General features: G+C 68.2%; 17 protein-coding genes, 1 tRNA gene and 1 pseudogene. 7 read left to right on the top strand and 12 right to left on the bottom strand.

Annotated elements, in window-relative coordinates:
• The first annotated feature begins 94 nt into the window (after positions 1-94).
• Entirely contained in the window at positions 95-1,540 is a 1,446-nt protein-coding gene (locus tag ACBJ32_RS52295) for an MFS transporter (RefSeq protein WP_375133371.1), read from the top strand.
• Between the two features lie 117 nt (positions 1,541-1,657).
• Here ACBJ32_RS52295 and ACBJ32_RS52290 read toward each other — a convergent pair whose 3' ends face one another.
• Positions 1,658-2,638, bottom strand: a complete 981-nt coding sequence (locus tag ACBJ32_RS52290) for an NAD-dependent epimerase/dehydratase family protein (protein WP_375133243.1) — start codon at positions 2,636-2,638, stop codon at positions 1,658-1,660.
• 225 nt (positions 2,639-2,863) lie between these two features.
• Between ACBJ32_RS52290 and ACBJ32_RS52285 the strand changes: the two genes are divergently transcribed.
• Positions 2,864-4,189 carry a sensor histidine kinase gene (locus tag ACBJ32_RS52285; protein ID WP_375133242.1) on the top strand — a complete coding sequence of 442 codons (1,326 nt, stop codon included), beginning with the start codon at positions 2,864-2,866 and terminating at the stop codon, positions 4,187-4,189.
• Positions 4,190-4,211: 22 nt separating this feature from the next.
• The gene (locus ACBJ32_RS52280) at positions 4,212-4,562 is read left to right on the top strand and encodes a pyrophosphatase (RefSeq protein WP_357890019.1); all 351 of its coding nucleotides are present in this window, start codon (positions 4,212-4,214) and stop codon (positions 4,560-4,562) included.
• Here the strand turns inward: ACBJ32_RS52280 and ACBJ32_RS52275 are convergent.
• Positions 4,555-6,360, bottom strand: coding sequence for a bifunctional metallophosphatase/5'-nucleotidase (locus ACBJ32_RS52275; protein WP_375133241.1), 1,806 nt, complete (start codon positions 6,358-6,360; stop codon positions 4,555-4,557). The two genes, ACBJ32_RS52280 and ACBJ32_RS52275, sit on opposite strands and share 8 nt — an antisense overlap.
• A 109-nt stretch (positions 6,361-6,469) precedes the next feature.
• Between ACBJ32_RS52275 and mshD the strand changes: the two genes are divergently transcribed.
• Entirely contained in the window at positions 6,470-7,378 is a 909-nt protein-coding gene (gene mshD / locus ACBJ32_RS52270) for a mycothiol synthase (RefSeq protein WP_375133240.1), read from the top strand.
• On the opposite strand, the gene ACBJ32_RS52265 is transcribed toward mshD, so the two are convergent.
• The 3 genes from ACBJ32_RS52265 to dcd all read right to left on the bottom strand — a co-directional run bounded on the left by ACBJ32_RS52265 (position 7,379) and on the right by dcd (position 9,841).
• Positions 7,379-8,386: an inorganic phosphate transporter gene (locus ACBJ32_RS52265; RefSeq protein ID WP_357890026.1), complete on the bottom strand. Its 1,008-nt coding sequence runs from the start codon at positions 8,384-8,386 to the stop codon at positions 7,379-7,381.
• A gap of 9 nt (positions 8,387-8,395) precedes the next feature.
• Positions 8,396-9,013: a DUF47 domain-containing protein gene (locus tag ACBJ32_RS52260; RefSeq protein WP_043625094.1), complete on the bottom strand. Its 618-nt coding sequence runs from the start codon at positions 9,011-9,013 to the stop codon at positions 8,396-8,398.
• A 252-nt stretch (positions 9,014-9,265) separates the two neighbouring features.
• Entirely contained in the window at positions 9,266-9,841 is a 576-nt protein-coding gene (gene dcd / locus ACBJ32_RS52255; RefSeq protein WP_357890029.1) for a dCTP deaminase, read from the bottom strand.
• A gap of 99 nt (positions 9,842-9,940) precedes the next feature.
• On the opposite strand from dcd, the gene ACBJ32_RS52250 reads away from it, so the two are divergent.
• Positions 9,941-10,014 (top strand) — tRNA-Gly (locus tag ACBJ32_RS52250).
• A gap of 101 nt (positions 10,015-10,115) precedes the next feature.
• On the opposite strand, the gene ACBJ32_RS52245 is transcribed toward ACBJ32_RS52250, so the two are convergent.
• From ACBJ32_RS52245 to ACBJ32_RS52220, 6 genes and pseudogenes are all read right to left on the bottom strand, one after another.
• Entirely contained in the window at positions 10,116-11,444 is a 1,329-nt protein-coding gene (locus ACBJ32_RS52245; RefSeq protein WP_375133239.1) for a tyrosine-type recombinase/integrase, read from the bottom strand.
• Entirely contained in the window at positions 11,444-11,650 is a 207-nt protein-coding gene (locus ACBJ32_RS52240) for a helix-turn-helix domain-containing protein (protein ID WP_225271124.1), read from the bottom strand. Before ACBJ32_RS52240 ends, ACBJ32_RS52245 begins: the two co-directional genes overlap by 1 nt.
• 12 nt (positions 11,651-11,662) lie before the next feature.
• A pseudogene (locus ACBJ32_RS52235) lies at positions 11,663-12,854 on the bottom strand (replication initiator); the annotation flags it as partial.
• Between the two features lie 733 nt (positions 12,855-13,587).
• Positions 13,588-13,926: a hypothetical protein gene (locus tag ACBJ32_RS52230; RefSeq protein ID WP_327585926.1), complete on the bottom strand. Its 339-nt coding sequence runs from the start codon at positions 13,924-13,926 to the stop codon at positions 13,588-13,590.
• A gap of 221 nt (positions 13,927-14,147) precedes the next feature.
• A complete protein-coding gene (locus tag ACBJ32_RS52225; protein ID WP_375133370.1) occupies positions 14,148-14,513 on the bottom strand; it encodes a hypothetical protein in 366 nt (121 codons plus the stop codon).
• On the bottom strand, positions 14,417-15,226 hold the full coding sequence (locus tag ACBJ32_RS52220; RefSeq protein WP_375133238.1) for an FtsK/SpoIIIE domain-containing protein: 810 nt from the start codon (positions 15,224-15,226) through the stop codon (positions 14,417-14,419). The genes ACBJ32_RS52225 and ACBJ32_RS52220 overlap by 97 nt, the downstream gene beginning before the upstream one ends.
• A 68-nt stretch (positions 15,227-15,294) precedes the next feature.
• Between ACBJ32_RS52220 and ACBJ32_RS52215 the strand changes: the two genes are divergently transcribed.
• On the top strand, positions 15,295-15,705 hold the full coding sequence (locus tag ACBJ32_RS52215) for a DUF5919 domain-containing protein (protein ID WP_375133369.1): 411 nt from the start codon (positions 15,295-15,297) through the stop codon (positions 15,703-15,705).
• The gene (locus ACBJ32_RS52210) at positions 15,702-16,526 is read left to right on the top strand and encodes an inositol monophosphatase family protein (RefSeq protein ID WP_375133237.1); all 825 of its coding nucleotides are present in this window, start codon (positions 15,702-15,704) and stop codon (positions 16,524-16,526) included. The genes ACBJ32_RS52215 and ACBJ32_RS52210 overlap by 4 nt, the downstream gene beginning before the upstream one ends.
• A gap of 699 nt (positions 16,527-17,225) precedes the next feature.
• Here the strand turns inward: ACBJ32_RS52210 and ACBJ32_RS52205 are convergent.
• Entirely contained in the window at positions 17,226-17,459 is a 234-nt protein-coding gene (locus ACBJ32_RS52205) for a hypothetical protein (RefSeq protein ID WP_375133236.1), read from the bottom strand.
• Positions 17,460-17,651 lie beyond the last annotated feature (192 nt).

Below are 17,651 nucleotides of genomic sequence, written 5' to 3'. Positions count from 1 at the left end.
TCCTTGGCGAAGAAACGAACCTTTCTCCGGTGACGAGCAAAGAAACGCCTGATGGGCGATATTTCGGGGGCCCAGGGGCAGCATGTGCGAGGTGATGGGGGAGTCCGGGACCGATGCGCGGCGGCGCGCGCTGGCCGTGTGCCTGGTCTCCGCGTTCATGACCGGGCTCGACGTGAGCATCGTCAACGTCGCCCTGCCCTCCATCCGCGAGGGGCTCCACGCCTCCGAGGACGGCCTGCAGTGGATCCTGTCCGGCTACGCGCTCACGTTCGGCCTGCTCCTGGTCCCCGCCGGCAGGCTCGGTGACGCCCGGAGCCGCAGGACGATCTTCCTGTGGGCCGTGCTCCTCTTCACGCTCTCCAGCGCGTTCTGCGGCTTCGCCTGGAGCATGAACGTGCTGATCGCGGCTCGCCTGGTGCAGGGCATGGCGGCCGGGATGCTGAACCCGCAGGTCTCGGGGCTGATCCAGCAGATGTTCCACGGGTACGAGCGGGGCCGCGCCTTCGGCGCGCTCGGCGCCACCATCGGCGTGTCCACGGCCGCGGGGCCGCTGATCGGCGGCGCGCTGGTGACCGTGTTCGGGGCCGACCACGGCTGGCGGTGGGTGTTCCTGGTGAACCTGCCGATCGGGCTCGTGCTGCTCCCGCTGGCCTGGCGGCTGCTGCCGCGCCCGCAACTCGTGCACACGCGGCCGGAGAGCATGGACCCGGTGGGCGTGCTGCTGCTCGGGATCGGCGTGGCAGGGCTGCTGCTGCCGTTCATCCAGCGGCACCAGTGGGAGGGGCCGGCCAAGTGGCTGCTCGTGCCGGCCGCGCTGGTGGTGCTGGCCGGGTTCGTGACGTGGGAGCGGCTGTACCGGCGCGAGCCGCTGGTGAATTTGGAGCTCTTCCGCAAGCGCTCGTACAGCCTGGGCTCGGCCATCGCGCTGTTCTACTTCGCCGGCTTCACCGGCATCTTCTTCATCTTCACGCTGTACCTGCAGAGCGGCCACGGCTACAGCCCGCTGCTGGCCGGGCTGGCGATCACGCCGTTCGCGCTCGGCTCGGCCTCGGCCGCCATGGTCGGAGGGCACCTGGTGTCCCGGATGGGACGGCGGCTGGTCGCCATCGGGCTGGCCATGGTGATCGCCGGGCTCCTGGCCACCATGGGCGCCACCGCGCTGGTGCCCGGCGCGGGCGCGGGCCTGGCGACCGCGCTGCCGCTGCTGGTCGCGGGCGTGGGCAGCGGGCTGGTCATCTCGCCCAACCAGGCCATCACCCTGTCGGAGGTGCCGCCCTCCGGCGGTGGGAGCGCCGCCGGGGTGCTGCAGACGGGGCAGCGCCTCGGGTCGGCCATCGGGATCGCGGCGGTCGGGACGACGTTCTTCGGGTCGCTGGGCGAGGGGTGGACGACGGCCTTCCGGCACGGGCTGGTCGTGGTCGTGTCGTCAATCTGCGTCGCCCTTGCGGCCGCCCTGTACGACCTCGTCCGCACCCACCGCGACCTCGTACGCGACCGCCACGATCGCGTACGCAGCGGCCACGACGAAGCCGCGTCATGACGCCAGGAACCCCGCGCTGCCCATGCGGCCTGGAACCCCGCGCTGCCCACGCCGCGTCATGACACCGGCGACCCCGCGCTGCCCACGCGGCCAGGAACGCCGCGCGTCAACGCCGCGTCATGACGCCAGGAGCTGCGCCTCCAGCGCCGGATCGAGGCCCTTGAGCGGCCGGTCGGCCCGCAGGGGCGCCTTCCCGCCGAGGCCGCGCAGCCAGGCCCACGTGTCGGCCACCGTCTCCGCCACCGGGCGGACGCGCAGCCCCGCCGCCACCGCCTTGCCCACGTCACCTCCGTGCATGAAGTCGTAGTCCTCGCCCACCAGCCAGAACGGCAGCCCGATCCACGGCTCGACCCCGGCCGCGAGCAGCCGCTCCTCCTCGATCCAGCGCAGCTCGGCCCCGGAGCCGGTCGCCTTCACGCACGCCTCCAGCAGCTCCCCCATCGTGGTGGCCCCGGGCGGGCCCACCACGTTGAACGCCCCGCCGACGCCCCGAGCCCCCGCCTCCAGGCACCACACGGCCAGGTCGCGGGCGTCGATGTACTGCAGGCCGCGATCCGCCGGGGCGGGCGCGACCACGGGGCCGCCGCGCGCGATTCTGGTCAGCCACCACGGCAGCCGCCCGACGTTCTCGTGCGGCCCGATGATCAGCCCTGCCCTGGCCAGCAGCGCCCGGTCGCCGAACGCGGCCACGGCCCCCAGCTCGCCGCCCGCCTTGTTGCGCGCGTACGGGCCCTCGCCGTCGTCGGCCGAGGCCGCCACCAGGGGCGCGCTCTCGTCGGCACCGAACGGCACCGGCTCGGCGTAGGCCGACCTGCTGGAGACGTACACGTAGGAGCCGGCCCGCCCGGCCAGCAGCGCGGCTGAGTCCCTGACGGCCGAGGGCGCCCACGACCACGTGTCGACCACGACGTCCCACTCGCCGCGCTCCAGCGCCGCCAGCCCGCCGGGCGCCGTACGGTCACCGCGTAACGCCGTCACCCCCGCGGGCGGCTGTCCGCTGCCCCGGTTGAACGCCGTCACCTCCCAGCCCATCGCCAGCGCCTCGTCGATGACGACCCGCCCCACGAACCCCGTACCGCCCAGCACCAGAACCCTCATGGCACCCACCCTGCCCGCAGAACCATCCGGCCGGAAGGCACGCACGCCCTCAGCGGAATCGCGGGGAGCGAAATATGTACGGAGAGTATCCGTCGATCATGTTGCGTACGCCATCCACGGGTAAATGTCACAGACAGTGATCGCAGGAAGGCGGATGTGGGATTGGCAAGCCGGCTCCTTACGCGCTCGTTCCGGAGGCTCGTCCCGCGCTCGATCCGCGCGAGGATGACCACGGCCGCCACCATGGTGGCCGCCGCCGTCTTCATCGGCGCGTCGGCCCTCACCCTGGCCACGGTGCCGGACAACCTGCACGGGACCGTCCACGCCAGGGTGGAGCTGGCCGTGCGCCGGGTGGCGAGCGAGGCACGTACGGGAACCCTGCCCAGGGAGCTGAAGACGCCGGCCCGCGTCCAGCTCCTCCGCGTGCTCTCCGGGACCGGCGAGGTGCTCGCGAGCAGCACCTCCTTCCCGCAGGACGCGCGGGTCACCGCGTTCAGGCCCGCCAGGCCGGAGACGGTCGAGACCATGGAGCTGGACCTGGCGCGCCACCCCGAGGAGCCCAGGAGCCACCACCTGCTGATGGCCATCACGGTGCGCTCGCCGCAGGGGCCCGTCACCGTGCAGGGCGCCTCCTCCCTCGCCGACGTCGACCAGGCCCTCATGTGGATCCACCTGCTGGTGTTCCTGGGCACGCCGCTCGTCCTGGTCATCATCACGCTGCTCACGTGGGCCGCGGTCAGCTACGCGCTGCGGCCGGTCGAGCGCGTGCGCGCCGAGCTGGCCGAGATCACGGGCCAGGACCTGAGCCGGCGCGTCCCCGTGCCGCCCACCGGGGACGAGATCGCCGGCCTGGCCGCCACCACCAACCACACGCTCGACCGCCTGGAACGCTCGGCCGAGACCCAGCGCCGCTTCGTCGCCGACGCCTCGCACGAGCTGCGCAGCCCCATCTCCGCCCTGCGCGCCCAGCTGGAGGTGGCCAACAGCTACCCCGACGAGACGGACTGGCCGGCCACGGGCGCGCGGGCGCTGGCCGCCGCCGACCGGCTCACCGGCATCATCGACGAGCTGCTGATGCTGGCCAAGCTCGACGCGGGCGCGGTCGCGCAGCGGCGGGTGGTGGACCTGTGCCTGGTGGTCGAGGAGCAGATCCGCCGCCGCGAGGGCGGCCGGGCGCCGATCTTCCTGCACGCCTGCGAGGCCGCCCCGGTCCTCGGCTCGCCCGTGCAGCTCGACCGCCTCCTGACGAACCTGCTCGACAACGCCACCCGCCACACCGCCACCAGGATCGACGTCGAGGTGACGGTACGGGAGGATCGGGTGGTGGTGACGGTCACCGACGACGGCGACGGGATCGCGCCGGAGGACAGGGAGCGGGTCTTCGAGCGGTTCACCCGGCTGGAGAGCTCCAGGGCCAAGGACAAGAGCGGCAGCGGCCTCGGCCTGCCGCTGTCGAGGGAGATCGCCACGGCTCACGGCGGCACCCTGACGGCCGTCGAGCACGAGCCCGGCGCGCGCTTCGTCGCCGTCCTGCCGCTGCACCGCGGCTGACCAGGGGCCTAGACTCGGCCGCATGGACCTGCGCGAGCTCTCCGAGGAGATCGAGTCCATCTCGCGGCGGTACGCCGATCACCTGGGCATCGACCGCGACGACACCTGGTTCCTGCTCAAGCTGCAGGAGGAGGTCGGCGAGCTGACGCAGGCGTTCCTGATGCTCACCGGCAGGGCCAGGACGAAGGGACGCACCGGGGCGGAGCTCGACGCCGACTTCCGGGCGGAGCTGGCCGACGTGGTGTGCCACGTGCTGCTCATGGCCCGCCATCACGGGGTGGACCTGGAGGCGGAGATCGCGCGCAAGTGGCTGGCGTGGAGACGCCGGGAAGGGCCCGCCTCCGGCGGAGACGGGCCCGGGGGGATCACTTGATGAAAGTGATCCGGTCGGCGGGGGACGGGCTGATGGGAGAGCGGGCGCTCAGGTAGGCCGTGAACGCGTCCAGGTCGATCGGGCCGCTCCAGGTGTCACTGCTCTGCGTGAACACGGAGAAGCCGTCACCGCCGCCCATGAGGAAGTTGTTCGCGGCGATCTTGATGGACTGCGTGTCCGTGACCGGTGTTCCGTTCAGCTTGATGTCGGACACGCGCGAGCCCACCGGCTTGGTCGTGTCGAACGTGTACGTGAGCGACGACGACACCTGCAGGATGCGGTGCGAGATCCCGCCCGTGGCCGGGTTGGGCGTCCAGACCTGCTGCTCCAGCAGGGCCTTGAGCTGCGCGCCCGTGTACGTCCGCACCTGCACGATGTTGCTGAACGGCTGGACCTCGAACGCCTCGCCGTAGGTGACGACGCCGTCGCCCTCGGAGCCCTTCTGCGCGTACGTCAGCGACGTGCGGATGCCGCCGGGGTTCATCAGCGCGATCTCCGCCCCGCCCGCCTTGGCGGCTTCCAGCTGGGAGTCGGCGATGAGGTCGCCGAGCGGCGTCTCCGGCTTCGTCGTCGCGGCGGAGCTGTTGTTGACCACGTTGGAGATGTCGGCCGTGATGGTGCCGAGCTTGCGGTCGGCGACCTCGGCGCTGCGCGTCTTCCACGCCTGGACCTGCGCATCGACCTGCGGGTCAGGGGTGACCGTCCGCGTGACGACCTTGTTGTCCGCCTTCACCGAGGAGCGGATCACGTCGTTGGTGCGCTTGTCGATCTGCAGGTCGATCTGGGTGAGCACCCGGCCGAACGACGACCCCTGCGTGTAGTAGCGGTCCTGGCCCGCGGGGTCGGTGGCCTTGCAGATGTACGCCTGGTGCGAGTGGCCGCTGATGACCAGGTCGATCTGCGGGTTGAGCTCCCTGGCGATGCGCGAGCCCGCGTTCGCGGTGTTCACCGAGCAGGCGTCGGGGCTCTGGTTCGGGGTGATCGAGTCGCCCTCGTGCACCAGCACGACCTGCGCCTTGACCCCTCTGCGCGCCAGGTGGGCCGAGGCCCTGTTCGCCGCGGCGACCTCCTCGGTGAACTGCAGGCCCTTGATGCCCTCAGCGGTGACGATGGTCGGAGTCGTCGCCGTGACCAGGCCGATGAAGCCGACCTTCACGCCGTTGATCGTCTTGACGTAGTAGGGCGGCAGCGCGTACTTGTCCGTGCCTTCCTTCAGCACGTTGGCGGCGAGGAAGTCGAAGCCGGTGCCCTTCCACTCGCCCGCGGGCGAGCAGCCGTCCACGGGGTGGCAGCCGCCGTTCATGAGGCGCTGCAGCTCGGCGTAGCCCTCGTCGAACTCGTGGTTGCCCGCCGACGTGGTGTCCAGCCCGAGCGAGCCCAGCACCTCCAGCGTGGGCTCGTCGTGGTAGGCGGCGGAGATCAGCGGCGACGCGCCGATCAGGTCGCCGGCCGCCACGAGCAGCGTGTTCCTGTTCTGCGCCCGCTTGATGTGCGTCGCCAGGTAGGAGACGCCACCGGCGATCGAGTACTTGCCGCCGGCGATGCCGGTCAGGGTGCCGTCCGTGTCGACCAGAGGCCCGTCGGGGTCGAGGATGCGGCTGGAGGAGCCGGACGGGGGCTCCAGGTTGCCGTGCAGGTCGTTGATGCTGAGCAGGCGGACCGGGACCGTCTTCCTGCCGTGGTCGCCGCGGTCGCCGTGGGCGCCGGTGGAGGCGAGGGCGGGTGCCACGGCGAGGGCGATCCCGGCCGCGGCCGCCGCTCCGGCCGAGATCAGCCGGAGGAGGGTGCGTGACGTCATGACAGAAAACGTTACGGCGTGATGCTATGCAACAAATGTCGTAAAAGGTAACGATTGTCAGGAGTACCTGATGGCACTGTTCGCCATGGGTACGCCTAGAGTTCGGTCTGTGGGTGCGCGCGTGGAGATCAGGGAACGGCTCGGCGACCGTGACGTCGCCGAGGTGCTGGACGTCGTCGAGAAGGCCACCGAGGCGGACGGCGTCCGCCCCCTCAACGAGCACGTGATGCTCCATCTGCGCTACGGAGGGGACCCGCGCGCCCGGTCGTTGCTGCTGTGGACGGACGACGGCACGCTGGCCGGCTACGCGCACGTGGACCCCACCGACGAGGTCGAGGGGCCGAGCGTGGAACTGGTCATCCACCCGTCCCATCGCCGCCAGGGGCACGGCGCGCGGCTGCTGCGAGCCGTGCTGGAGCTGACCGGAGGCACCGTGCGGCTGTGGGCACACGGCGACCACGCGGGCGCCGGGGCGCTGGCCGCGTCCTTCGGCTTCGAGCGGGTCCGCTCACTGTGGCAGATGCGCCGCTCCCTGTTCGCCCCGCTGGCCTCCTACACGCTGCCGGACGGGGTGACGCTGCGCGCGTTCGTGCCCGGGCAGGACGAGGAGGCGTGGCTCAAGGTGAACGCCGCCGCCTTCGCCCACCACCCCGAACAGGGCGCGTGGACGATGGACGACCTGCTGCGGCGCGAGCAGGAGCCCTGGTTCGACGCCGAGGGCTTCTTCCTGGCCTTCCGCGGCGACCGGCTGGCCGGCTTCCACTGGACGAAGATCCACGGCTCCTCCGAGCACGGCCACGAGCCCCTGGGGGAGGTGTACGTGGTCGGCGTGGACCCCTCCCAGCAGGGCACCGGCCTGGGCCGCTCGCTCACGCTGGCCGGCCTGAGCCACCTGCGCTCGCGTGGTCTCGCCCAGGCGATGCTGTACGTGGACGAGACCAACACGGCGGCGATCAGGTTGTACGAGTCCCTCGGGTTCAACCGGTGGGACGTGGACGTGATGTACGCCCCCGCGTAGTCACCTTTCGATGATGGCGTGGAGGACGAAGTAGGACACGGCCGCCACGAGGGCGGCGGCCGGGATGGTCAGGATCCAGGCGGTGATGATGTTCCCCGCGACGCCCCACCGTACGGCGCTGAGCCGCTTGGTGGCCCCCACGCCCATGATCGCCGAGGTGATCGTGTGCGTGGTGGAGATGGGCGCCCCGAACCCGATGGCGGCCCCGTACAGGACGGTCGCCGCCGCCGACTCCGCGGCGAACCCCTGGGGCGGGTCCAGCGCGATGATGCGCCGCCCCAGCGTACGCATGATGCGCCAGCCGCCCGCGTACGTCCCGAGCGAGATCGCCCCGGCCGCGGCCAGGATGACCCACTGCGGGATGGGATCCGTGGGCTGGGCGAACCCGCCGACGGTGAGCGCCAGGAAGATCACACCCATCGTCTTCTGCGCGTCCTGCAGGCCGTGCCCGAGCGCCATGGCGGCGGCCGAGACGGTCTGCGCGTAGCGGAAGCCGCGGTTGGTGCGGCCCGGCTGGCTGTTGCGGAAGATCCAATATATTGCGATCATGATCACCGCGGCGAGGGTGAACCCGATCAGCGGTGACAGCACCATCGGGATGACGACCTTCTCGACGACGCCGTCCCAGTGCACCACGCTGGCCGAGGCCAGCGCGGAGCCCACCAGGCCGCCGATGAGCGCGTGACTGGAGGAGGAGGGCAGGCCGAAGTACCAGGTGATCAGGTTCCAGGTGATCGCGCCGATCAGCCCGGCGGCCACGATGACCAGGCCGTGTGAGCCGTTCGGAGCGTCGATGATGCCCTTGCCCACCGTCTGGGCGACCTGGGTGCCCAGGTGGGCGCCGATGAAGTTCATGGCAGCGGCCATGAACAGCGCGGCCCTGGGGGTCAGGGCCCGGGTCGAGACCGAGGTGGCGATCGCGTTCGCCGCGTCGTGGAAGCCGTTGGTGTAGTCGAAGACCAGGGCGATGACGACTACGCCGATGACGAGGCCGAGCGTGAGGTCCACTGTCTGGGCCTAGCTTTCCTTGACCGCGATCGACTCGACGGTGTTGGCCACGTGCTCGAAGGCGTCGGCCGCCTCCTCGAGGGCGTCGACGACCTCCTTCATCTTCATGACGGTGAGGGCGTCGTACTCACCGCTGAACAGCTTGGCCAGCAGCCTCCGGTAGACCTGGTCGCCCTGGTTCTCCAGGCGGTTGACCTCGATCCAGTACTCGTTGAGGTTCTTCATCGACCGCAGGCGCGGCATCGCCTCGGCGGTCAGCTCCGCGGCCCGCTCCAGCACCTCCACCTGGCGGACGACGTCCTTGGGGAGGTGGTCGAGCTGGTACAGGACGATGAGGTCGGAGGCCGCCTCCATGGCGTCCATCACGTCGTCGAGGTTCGAGGCCAGCCGGTAGATGTCCTCGCGGTCGAACGGAGTGATGAAGCTCTCATTGAGCCGGTTCATGATCGCATGGGTGCGTTCGTCACCGGCGTGCTCGCAGGCGCGCATCTTCTCGGCCAGGGCTTCCCTGTCCGAGCCGTCGCTGATGATCTCTACCAGCAGACGGGATGCCGTGACCAGGTTGTTCGCCGAGTCGGCGAACAGGTCGTAGTAGCTGTCCTCACGTGGCGTGAGACGCAGACGCACGTCGTTCTCCAGATGTGCGGGGATGGTCCGTGGAAGAGGGTATGGCTTACCAGGCGAAATGCGAACTTCATGTCCCCTTCGCCTACTGGCTACCCGCCGTATGTTGTGCGACACCGCTGAACCGCGTAGTTTTAGGCGGTTTTTCGCTGCTCGCGCCTACTTTGGGGCCGCCCATAACGCCTCGCTCGGGTGGGGTGAGGCGGGTGCAGTCCGCCGTACGTTCTCTAGAAGTTCATCTGTTGTTCATCTTGTTCAGATCTTCGTCCGGTGGAAGTTCCGGAACGAGCGGGACGGGGTGGGGCCACGCTGCCCCTGGTAGCGGGACCCGTACTTGCTGGACCCGTACGGGTGCTCGGCGGGGGAGCTCAGCCTGAACACGCACAGCTGCCCGATCTTCATCCCCGGCCACAACTTGATCGGCAACGTCGCCACGTTCGACAACTCCAGCGTCACATGCCCGGTGAACCCCGGATCGATGAACCCGGCCGTCGAATGCGTCAACAACCCCAGGCGCCCCAGCGAGCTCTTGCCCTCCAGCCGCGAAGCCAGATCGTCGGGCAGGCTGACGACCTCGTACGTGGAGGCCAGCACGAACTCACCCGGGTGCAGGATGAACGGCTCGTCCCCCTGGGGCTCCACCATCCGCGTGAGATCCGGCTGCTCGACGGACGGGTCGATGTGCGGGTACCGGTGGTTCTCGAACACCCGGAAGAAGCGGTCGAGCCGTACGTCGATGCTGGACGGTTGGATCATCTCCGGGTCGAAGGGGTCGATGCCCAGCCGGCCGGCTTCGATCGCAGCGAGGATGTCACGGTCAGATAGCAACACGGTGAGCAACTTACCGGTCCGGTTCGAAGAGTGGGGGGCTGGGATTGCTGTTGTGGGCCAAGTTTCCGCTACAGTGGGGGGCGCAGCCTTCGGGTGTGCGCGGGTGTAGTTCAATGGCAGAACATCAGCTTCCCAAGCTGACAGCGCGGGTTCGATTCCCGTCACCCGCTCCAACTGGTGAGGCCCAGGTAGGGACATGAATCCCGACCCGGGCCTTGATTGTTTCCGGACTTGTTCGATCTTCGCGGGCCATTAACGGGCCATTAGCTCTTGATCACCCTGCTGGGACCAGCGCGCCCGCCGTGCCCTCGTCGTCGTCATCGTCTCGTGCTTCGAGTTGTCGATCGATGGCGTTGGTGATCGCCTCGTCGGCTCCTCTGACCGCGTGCTGGTAGATCATGGCCGCCCGTACGTTGTCGTGCCCTATGCGAGCCATGAGGTCCTTGAGGCCCGCACCGGACTCGGCGGCCAGCATGTTGCCCGTGTGCCGCAGATCGTGGAAGTGGAGTCCCGGCAGGCCCATCTCCGAGACGACGTCCACCCATCGTGTGCGGGTGTTGAAGCCGCTGCGGCGTATCGGGCCGCCCTTGGCCGCTGGGAACATGAGGGCGCCCGGCTCGTCCTGGACGTAGGTGTTCATGTGCTCTTGCAGGACGGGGACGATGCTCTGTGGGATGCCGATCGTCCGGCGTCCGGCCTTGGACTTGGGAGGTCCCAGCACCAGCCCGCCTGCGGAGCGCTCGACGAAGGCGACCCGTACGCGGACCGTACGCGCCTTGAGATCGACGTCCATCCGGCGTAGTGCGCTGACCTCACCCCAACGCAGGCTCGCGAAGGTGGCCAGCAGCACCATCGCACGGAACCTCCGGTCCTGGGTGGAGTCGGCCTTTCCATCCATGGCCATCTTCCACAGTGCACGCTCAGCCGCCGCACGCGCGTGGAAGATCTCCGGATGGGTACGCATCGCGCCGTGCCGTTGGAAGCGCAGCCGGTATGCCCCGTCCTTGATCTTGCGGACATTGCCGATCGGACGTAGCCCGACCCGGTCGGCCAGCTCGAACGCCTGGGAGACAGTGAGCACGGGACGCTCTTGCGCGTGCTCGTCGCCGGCCCCTCGGATCCGGCACGGATTCTGTGGGATGACGCGGTCGTCGGCGGCGGTCATCAGTACGGCTCGCAACAGCCGGTACGTCTTGGCCGCCATGCTCACCGATACTCCGTTGCCGAGCAGGTCAGCCCGCCACTGCCGAACGGTCAAAGTGCTGATCTTAGCTATCGGGACGTTGCCGAGATGTGGGGTGATGTGCTTCTTGAGCAGCCAGCGATAGAGATCGACGGTCCGGGGACGCAGGCCGGGACGTTGAGCGATCCAGGTTTCGGCGTAGTCGCGCAGCTTGACCTTGCCACGATCTGGATCGTTCCATTCGCCCTTGATGATCTGTGCCTCGATGAGCGACAGAGCACGCTCAGCGTCGGACTTGCGTTCGTAGGTCTCGGTGCCCGTGCGCATCCGGCCGTCCGGTCCGGGGTAGCGGATTTGGTACCGCCCGGACTCCCGCTTGCGGATGTTGCCGAAACGACGGTGGTTGTCCTTGTTCGCCATCAGGCGGCCCTCCCGGTTGCGTCGAAGGTCGTCATGGGCGCGACGGTCCCGGCGACGACGAAGGCGATCAGTGCGGACTCTCGGATGCGGACGTGCCGCCCGACCTTGACGAACTCGATCCGGCGTTCGGCGATCAGTCGGCGGACGAAGCGAACCGAGGTGCTGAGCAGTTCGGCCGCTTCCGGGACGGTGAACAGTTGGTCCAAGATCTCCTCCTCTCAGGCTGCCTGCGGAGTTGCCGAAAGTTCTTCGAGGCGTCTCAGGTGGGCACGCCATCGCTGGCGTTCGGCGATGGATCGAAGGAGCCGTACGCCGATCGGCGAGACATCGGGATCGCCGGGCCTGACCGGCTGCCAGACGTAGCGGTGCGGGTCGGTGGGCTCGTCGGCCTGGCCGAGCGCTTCCAGGACCCACGTACGGCGGTCCTGCTTGTGTTCGGCGAGGGTCTTGTTGCTCCACTTGCGGGAGACGAGGACCCGGCGACCGGCGTAGCCGAGGTGTTCGGGCTTGTGTGCCTTGGACCGGCAGCGGCCGGGAACCATCCCCGGCTTGGCGTTCTTGGGCTGCACGCCGTACCGGAGCCAGTTCGGGCAGGTCGGTGAGCACGGCTCGTAGCGGAGGGCATCGACGAAGCGGGCCGCGTGCTCCCGCTGTGCCTGACCGTCCAGGGTCTCGCCGAGGCTCTTCGTCAGGTACTTGGACAGGTACCGGATGCACTGATCGGCGTCCGGCGACCCGGCGAGCACGCCCTTCACATCCACCTGATCGCCGAAGCGGATCGCGTGCATGGGTTCGTCGCCGAGCTGGTCGAGAGCTTCGTCCCAGGTGGGCAGGACCTCGCCCGTGTCAGGGTCCACGTAGCCGTCGTTCCAGAGGGGGCAGGTGGTCACCCTCGAAACGGGCTTCATCGGCCTGAGGCCACCAGACCTGGTGATAGGTCGCCGCCGCGATCTGCTTCATCTCGGCGCGCGGCAGAGTGCCCCGGACGGCCATGTGCAGGTGCGGGGCGAGTCGCTTCTGAGGCTCCACCGTGGCGAAGTACTCCACGTCGTAACCAGCGACGCGGCGAAGGTTCTGTACGAACCGGTCCACGAGCTTGGAGAAGTGCAGCGCGTCACGAGCCGCCCGAACGTAGTCGTACGTGTCCGGATCGACGGGAGCGCCGTTCATGACCTTGCCGTAGCTCGGCAGGGTGAGCGTGACGAACAGAGAAGGCCGGTAGGTCTTGCCGTCCGCCGCCTCGAATGTCCGGCCCAGAGTCGTGCTGGCCATCTTCCGCTTGGGCAGATCGGACGCGTCCTGGCGACGCTTCGTTGAGCGGACCCGCTTGGAGCTTGTACGCCCCAGCACGTTGCCGCGCATTCCGGCCTCGTTGATCTCGATGTCGAGCCCGGTGAGCACGGCGTCCAAGCGCGCCGCGCCGCCGTACAGCGGCCCGTCGCTTGCCCGCCGCGCGGGCATGCGGCCTGGGGGCCGGTCCCGGGCGGCAGCAGCACGGACCGCCACGCCGATCGTGGCGCCCGCCGTACTGAGCAAGCTCACCGACCCCAGCGTCATGCCGCCGCACGAATGCAGCCCTACGATCGCCACGCGTGGGCTGGCCTCAGGTAGTGGCTGGGGCGATCGACGATCCGGTGCTTCGTTCCTCAGCACCGGCTCACCGGATAGCGGTGTCCTCAGGTCGCGAAGCCAAGCATGTGGCTGCTGACTCGGTCGTGTCGTCGTAGGTAGACAGCGAGACAGCGGATCGTCTGTGCGCCCTTTCGGGATTTGACTGCTGCCCATACTCTGTGCCCTAGCAAGAACGATCATGCATCGAAAGCGGGGCATCAGTGCTGCCTGGGTCAGCACCGCAGGAGGTCCGCTAGGGCCTGTGTTGAGTCGTGATCATTGGAGGCTGCGCATCCAGATCACTGCTCCTCGCAGGTGGAGGCCAGCAAGATCGCTCTCGGGCATCTTGTCGTAGCGGCTCGCGATGCCGTGCCACGCCTTCAGCCCAGGACGCGGAACACAGCGAAGCTCCCGGTCGGCGATCTGCTGGCTGGCAGGCCGTCGGCTGGGAGCTTCGCTGTGGTCTTCTACCGGGCTGGGCCGGCGTTCTCCGCCAGAACCCGGTGAGGAGCTGAATGCCCTACGGGTCAGCTCAGCAGCCGTACCACCCGGCGTAGGCGTTCCACTTGCCGTTCTTGGTGAATTCTGCGCTCTTGCCCTTGTTGATCGTGGTGCACTTCGAGTCGGGCATAAAGGCCCCCCTCCAGTCCACCTTGAGCTTCTTCTTGCTGGCGCAGTTGTTCGTGATCTTCACCCAGTGGTGATAGTACTTTCCGAAGGCGGTCTCCTCGTAGAAGGTCCTCCCATGCTGGACATTGACGCAGGAGGGCGCGGCGTTGGCCGCCGGAGCGGCGGCGGCCGGTGTGGCGACAGTCATGGTGAGCACAGCTGCCGCCACAGCTGCGGCTCGGATGAAGGCACGGGAATCCATCGTTCTCCTTGGGGATATCGCGGCGATTTTGGATGCTGCCGGTTGGGCAGCAAGAAACGCCCGCCACATGCGGGTTGTTGACACGGCCAACGCTAGCGAGGGGCGGTATATCGCGGGTATGGCAGTGATTCGGGCAAGGCCAGGCCGGATACCCGCTTCGTCGACCTCGACCGCGCTCAACCGCTACACGCACGCGTCGCCCGAGGGTCTGTAGTGCCGAGTCAACAATCGCCTCTGGAGTGGATCTCCAGCTCAGGGAGGGGGAAGTGCTCAAGATCGGCGGCGTCCTTGAGCTTGCGGACGTTGCCGATCGGACGCAGCCCGATTCGGTCGGCCAGCTCGAACACCTGGGACACCGTGAGCACCGGCCGCTCTTGAGCGTGCTCGTCGCCGGCCCCTCTGATTCGGCACGGGTTGTGCGGGATGATCCGGTCGTCGGCGGCGGTCATCAGCACGGCCCGCAGGAGCCGGTACGCCTTCGCCGCCATGCTCACGGACACACCGTTGCCGAGCAGATCGGCCCGCCACTGCCGAACGGTCGTTGTGTTGGTCTTGGCGATCGGGATATTGCCGAGATGCGGGGTGATGTGCTTCTTGAGCAGCCAGCGATAGAGATCGACCGTTCGAGGACGCAGCCCAGAGCCACCTCATCGACCACGACCAGGACGAAGGGGTCGTCGAGGGTGGGTGTGTGCGATCGCTGCACCCCGGCGAAGCGGGCCGCCCGCTTGTGCATGACGCTCACGGCCTCGTCGAGCAGGTCTGCGCAGTCAGCGGGATCGGCCGCGTACCTGCCGCCGAAGAGTGCCTTGCCGTACGACAGTTCCATCAACTTCGGTTCGAGGGCCCAAACCTCGACCAGGCCGGCACGCATCGCAGGAATCAGCCCTCGGATCGCTGACCAGATGATCGAGCCCTTGCCCGCCCCGGTGGCCCCGGCAACGAGGACATGAGTCCCGTGGAGCCGGAGAAGCCAGGGCAAGCCATCCTCCTGCCTGCCGATCTCGACCGGACCGACAGTCGGCGTGTCCGGGACCGGCAGCGCTGCGATCGGTGCGGACAGCGGGTCATGGCGTGGAAAGGTCAGCACGAGCTGACCGGCCTTGGCCACCGAGACACGGCACGTCTCCGCACCGAAGCCGTGTGACAGGTTCTCGATCCGGTAGGACCAGTCCTTGACCGCCTGGCCGTCGAGCATGCGGACGGTGAGCCGGTCGGCCCAGGAATCAGAGGTCACCTTGACAAGCCGCGGAACGTACTCCCGCCCGCGTATGTGCCGAGCAAGCCCGGCGACGGTCATGACCGGTTGCCAGTGCCGCCGGTAGTTCCAGAACCAGCGTACGAAAGCGAGCAGTCGCCAGCCGATCCATCGCACAAACGTCGGCCGGTCGAGGACTGCTCGACTCCGGCACGCGCATTCGCTGCCTCTTCCTCGATCCGAACGGCCAGGCGATCCGCGCCCGCGAAGCGGAAGAGGGCTACACCGACAGCACGCTGACGACCCTCACGGCGCTCAACATCAGCATGCTGACCAGGCTGCGCGATCGGCTCGAAACCACGTCGGCCCAGCGCCTCGAACTCCACGTCTACGACGAGACGATCCGATTCAACGTGATCATCGTGGACCGGGCGTTGTGCGTGGTCCAGCCGTACCTGCCGCAGGCGCGCGGAGTCGATTCGCCTACCTTTGTGATCACGGACAACACCGCCGCAGAGGGGCTGTTCCCCCTCTTCGACCAGGTGTTCAGGGATATGTGGGAGCGGAGCGAACCCGTATGACCATCGACGCCCGATCGCTGCTCCCCATCGGTGAACAAGCTGTGCAGATCGCCAGCGAGATCATCCGTACCAAAGCTCCCGGGATTGTCACGGCCAAGGGTGACCGGGACATGGCGACGGAGGTGGATTACGCCGTCGAGCACGCCGTGCGGGAATTCCTGGCCCGTGAGACGCCTGAAATCGGCTTTCTGGGTGAGGAGGAAGGCGGCAGTCGCTTGGGCGATGGTCTGATGTGGGCGCTGGACCCTGTGGACGGGACGGCCAACTTCCTGCACGGCATCCCGCTCTGCGGCGTCTCCCTGGGCCTCGTCGATAAGGACGCCCCCACGCTTGGAGTGATCGACCTGCCGTTCCTCAACCTTCGCTATGCGGCGGCCGAAGAGGCCGGCGCTGCCGTCAACGGGTCCGCGATCCAGGTGGGCGATGCCCGCGACCTGCGGAGTGCGATTGTGGCGATCGGTGACTATGCCGTGGGGGAGAACGCCGAGGAGCGTAACCGGCCGAGGTTCGCCCTGACCGAAGAGCTTGCCGGGCGTGTTCAGCGCATTCGGATGTTCGGCTCAGCCGCGATCGATCTCGCGTGGGTGGCACACGGCAGGATCGATGCCGCCATCATGCTCAGCAACAACCCGTGGGACACCGCAGCAGGAGTCATCATCGCCAGAGAAGCCGGCGCAACGGTGATCGATCTCGACGGCAGCCCGCACAGCATGACCGCCCAAGCGACCATCGCCGCGAGCCCGAAGCTTGTAGCCGATCTCGTCGAACTCATCACAGAGGCCCGGAAGGCCGGGATGTTCGACCGGAAGATTGCCGAATAGCTCTTGTAGGTATCAAGCGGCGGCGCGGCGCGCCGCCGTACCCCGGCCCTCCGCCCGCCCGCCCGCCGTCCGGGCGTGCGGCCTGGGGGCCGGTCCCGGACGGCGGCGGGACACCGGGCCGGGCACCGCACGCGAGCCCCGCCGTACCAACCGAACGCTCCGACCGGGATTGCCGCACCGCCGCACAGATGCAGCCCTACGATCGCCACGGCATGGCTGGACGCCGTACGTGCTTGGGGGCGATCGACGATCCAGGGTTCGTTCCTCACTCTGGCTCACCGAAGAAACGGTTGCTCACCGCTACTCCGTGTCCCGCACCACCATAAGGAGATGAAGATCCACCGACAGAGTTCAGGGTGAGTGCGACGCCCGCGAACTGGTGCTTGTCCGGGACGGGGAGAACGTCGAAACCGATTCCCTGTGCCGACTGGTATCCGGCACCTGGCACAGTCCCTACGACGGCGGCGTCGGGACCGACCCGCTAGATCTCGACATCGACCACATGGTATCTGTAGCTACCGCATAGATCAGCGATGTTGAGGCAGGTCAGAATGTCGATGACATACCGCTGACAGTCTTACCGGTGGTGCATCTATTCGCCGTCCAAGGCTGCGAGCCGTTTACCGGATCTGCCGATGAGAGGGCTCAAGTCTCCCGCGAGCAACCGCGCGGTCCGGCCAGGGACTGCGAGCCCGTTGTCTATACCTTGCTCGCCACCACCATGTAGTTCTCGGCCTCAGGGTTGAACGTGCTCATTTCCGCCCGGAGTCCGACGCGGTTCAACTCGACTTCGAGTTCGTCGTATCGGTACGGCCAGCACGACAGCAGTTCCGAGCGGACAAGAACCGACCCAACCGCATCGACTTGCGCGATCGCAATCTCGATGTGGTGCTCGTCCTCCCAATGCGGCGCAATCTCCCAGCGGTAGACCACGACGGCATTGCGACCGTTCCGGCGGACGAGTCGGTCACTGATGTCCAGCCGGGAACCTCTGGCCCTCAGAGGGCGGTTCGCGAGTTGATGTCCCTTTGATCGCTTGCACTGCATGAGGGGGGCTGGTCACGGGCTTGTTGCCGGGCTACGGACGCGACTGGGCGAACAATCCCGGCTCGGTCTCCACGAGAA

The sequence above is a fragment of the Nonomuraea sp. GTA35 genome, assembly GCF_041950525.1.
Classification (GTDB): domain Bacteria; phylum Actinomycetota; class Actinomycetes; order Streptosporangiales; family Streptosporangiaceae; genus Nonomuraea.
Note: the sequence above shows the minus strand (reverse complement) of the source record. Positions and strands in the feature narration are given on the sequence as shown.